At 56.0% G+C, this 2,665-nt stretch carries 1 protein-coding gene; it reads right to left on the bottom strand.

Annotated elements, in window-relative coordinates:
• A partial coding sequence (locus IX84_RS31195; protein WP_152605136.1) for a lamin tail domain-containing protein occupies positions 1-2,665 on the bottom strand: 2,665 nt, incomplete at both ends.

Genomic DNA, 2,665 nt, shown 5'->3' with positions numbered 1-2,665 from the left:
CTGGCATCGGTCACCGTTAACGTGACGGTGTTGGTACCGATATCACCGCAATCGAAAGTACTCTGATTGAGCATCAGGCTCACCCCTGGGCAGTTATCGGTAGAGCCGCCGTCCACATTATCAGCCGTGATTGACGCGAATCCGGTACTATCCAGGCTGACGCTGAAGGGCTGACATACGGCCACCGGCGAGATTACATCCTCTACCGTGATGGTCGCCGTACAGGTATCTTGGTTGTTGCTGCCATCGCTTACGATCATATCCACAGCGTTTTCTCCCAGATGTGTGCAGTCGAAACTGCTTTGGCTAAGCGCCAGGTCCAGCGTACCGCAATTGTCCGACGAGCCACCGTCTACATTGAAGGATGGCAGGAAAGCTGTCCCATTTTCATCGAGTTGTACTGTAACATCTGTACACTCGGCCTGAGGCGGGAGCAGGTCTTCCACGGTCACCATTGCCATGCAGCTGCCGGAACCGGAGTTGGGGCTGCCATCGCTGACAAAAAGGCTCACCGTTTGCTGCCCAAGGTCCCCACAGTCAAACTGATCTTGACTGACTTCCAGGACCAGGCCCGGAGCCGGAGTACAATTATCGTAAGAGCCATTATTCACAGCTTCCGGGCTTAGCGTAGCCATGCCCGCAGCATCAAGCTGTACAGCGGCATCCTGACACTCCGCCACCGGCGCAGCATCATCCACTACCGTGACGGTAGCGGTACAATTACCCGATTCGGCATCCGGGCTGCCATCGCTGACCGTAAGCGTAACGGACTGCTCGCCCAGGTCATCGCAGCTAAAGGCCACCTGACTCGCCTCATAAGTGAAGCTCGTCGCGCAGTTATCGGTAGAGCCCCCATCCAGGCTGTCAGCCACGAGCAGGGCCGTTCCTGCTGAGTCCAGTGCAATGGTGACATCGGCACAAACCGCCGTTGGTGCCATATTGTCGATAACGGACACATTCGCCATACAGGTACTCGTATCCCCATCTGTATCCACCACGGTCAGCTCCACGGGGTTGTCCTGCCCCTGATTGCTGCAGTCAAAGTCCGTTACGTCCAGCCACAGCCCTGCCAGCCCGTCGAGGGCCATCGTGCCGTCTTCGACCTGCGCTGGCGTTATGGAGACCGTGCCATCCGCTCCCAGTGCCACCGTTGGATTCGTACAACCCGCAAACAAGCCGCCGCTGTACGCTGCGCGGGCCACCTCTGTGCCGCTGCAGACCAGTACGATCTCATCTTCCTCATCATCGAGGGTAATATCGCTGCCATAGGCATAGTCGATGTGGACGCCCCCGTTGGTCAGGGTATCGGCGTTATTGCCGAGAGTGATGGAGCCGCCGGCGGGGAGGAGGAGGGAAGTGGTGATGGAGTGGCTGTCGGTGCCGTCGTCAAGGATAGTATAGCCATTCAGATCAACGACTGAGTCTGTAGGGTTGTAAACAGTAAACCACTCCCCGTTTTCGTCCAGCACCAAAGGGGGCGCAGATTGGATGGTGGTGATTTGCAGCGTGTTTTCAGAAAGGCAATTCTGGCAGGAAACCGGGGCAGTACCCGCATTACTCTCTGTAAAAACACAGGAGGTAGCATCCGTAAAAGTAACGGACAGGTCTATAGCTTCACCATCCGCAGGCATTTCTACGCCTGTAAATACATGACTCGTTGGGCTATCCAAATCGCCCACTGACACACTTGCACTCCCGCTGCCGCTCAGTTCTAAGGTGCCTGTAGCTGGTACGCTCTGAAAGCTGACCGTCACATCTGCAGTATAGGTATCGGTGCCCGGCGTACAAGAGGAAAGATTGGATACCGCTATTGCACTGATCTCGCAAGTACTAATACAAGCTTCATACACGCGTACATGGCCGGAATCATCACCATTGTCATCATTATTAGGCGCGCCGATGGCCAACACACTGCCATCTGAACTCAGGGATACGGCACTGCCGGACATATCTCCAGCCGACGCCCCATCTATATCGCCCCCTCGCTGGGACCAGCCCGTCTCATCCCATTCATATACGCGCACATGACCGGAATAATCACCATTGTCATCATTATTAGGCGCGCCGATGGCCAACACACTGCCATCTGAACTCAGGGATACGGCACTGCCGGACCCATCTCCAGCCGACGCCCCATCTATATCGCCCCCTCGCTGGAACCAGCCCGTCCCATCCCATTCATATACACGCACAGAGCCGGAATTTGAGCCATTTCCATTATCTCCAGGCGCACCGATGGCCAACACACTGCCATCTGAACTCAGGGACACGGAAATGCCGAACCCACCTCCAAACGCCTCGCCGTCTATATCAGCGCCTTGCTGGGACCAGTCCGTCCCATCCCATTCATATACACGCACATGACCGGAATAATCATCATTTGCAACCGCGCCGATGGCCAACACACTGCCATCTGAACTTAAGGATACCGAACAGCCGGAAAGATCTCCAGCCGACTCCCCATCTATATCCCCTCCTCGCTGGGACCAAACCGTTCCTGTCCATTCATACACGCGCACATGACCGGAACTATCACCATTGCCATCATTATCAGCCGCACCGATGGCCAACACACTGCCGTCTGAACTCAGGGAAACCGATTCGCCAGACTGATCATCGGCTCCCTCCCCATCTATATCCCCTCCTCGCTGGGACCACGCTGTCT

The sequence above is a fragment of the Phaeodactylibacter xiamenensis genome (genome assembly GCF_000759025.1).
GTDB lineage: Bacteria > Bacteroidota > Bacteroidia > Chitinophagales > Saprospiraceae > Phaeodactylibacter > Phaeodactylibacter xiamenensis.
The sequence above is the reverse complement of the archived record's forward strand: the minus strand, read 5'-3'. Positions and strand labels throughout refer to the sequence as shown.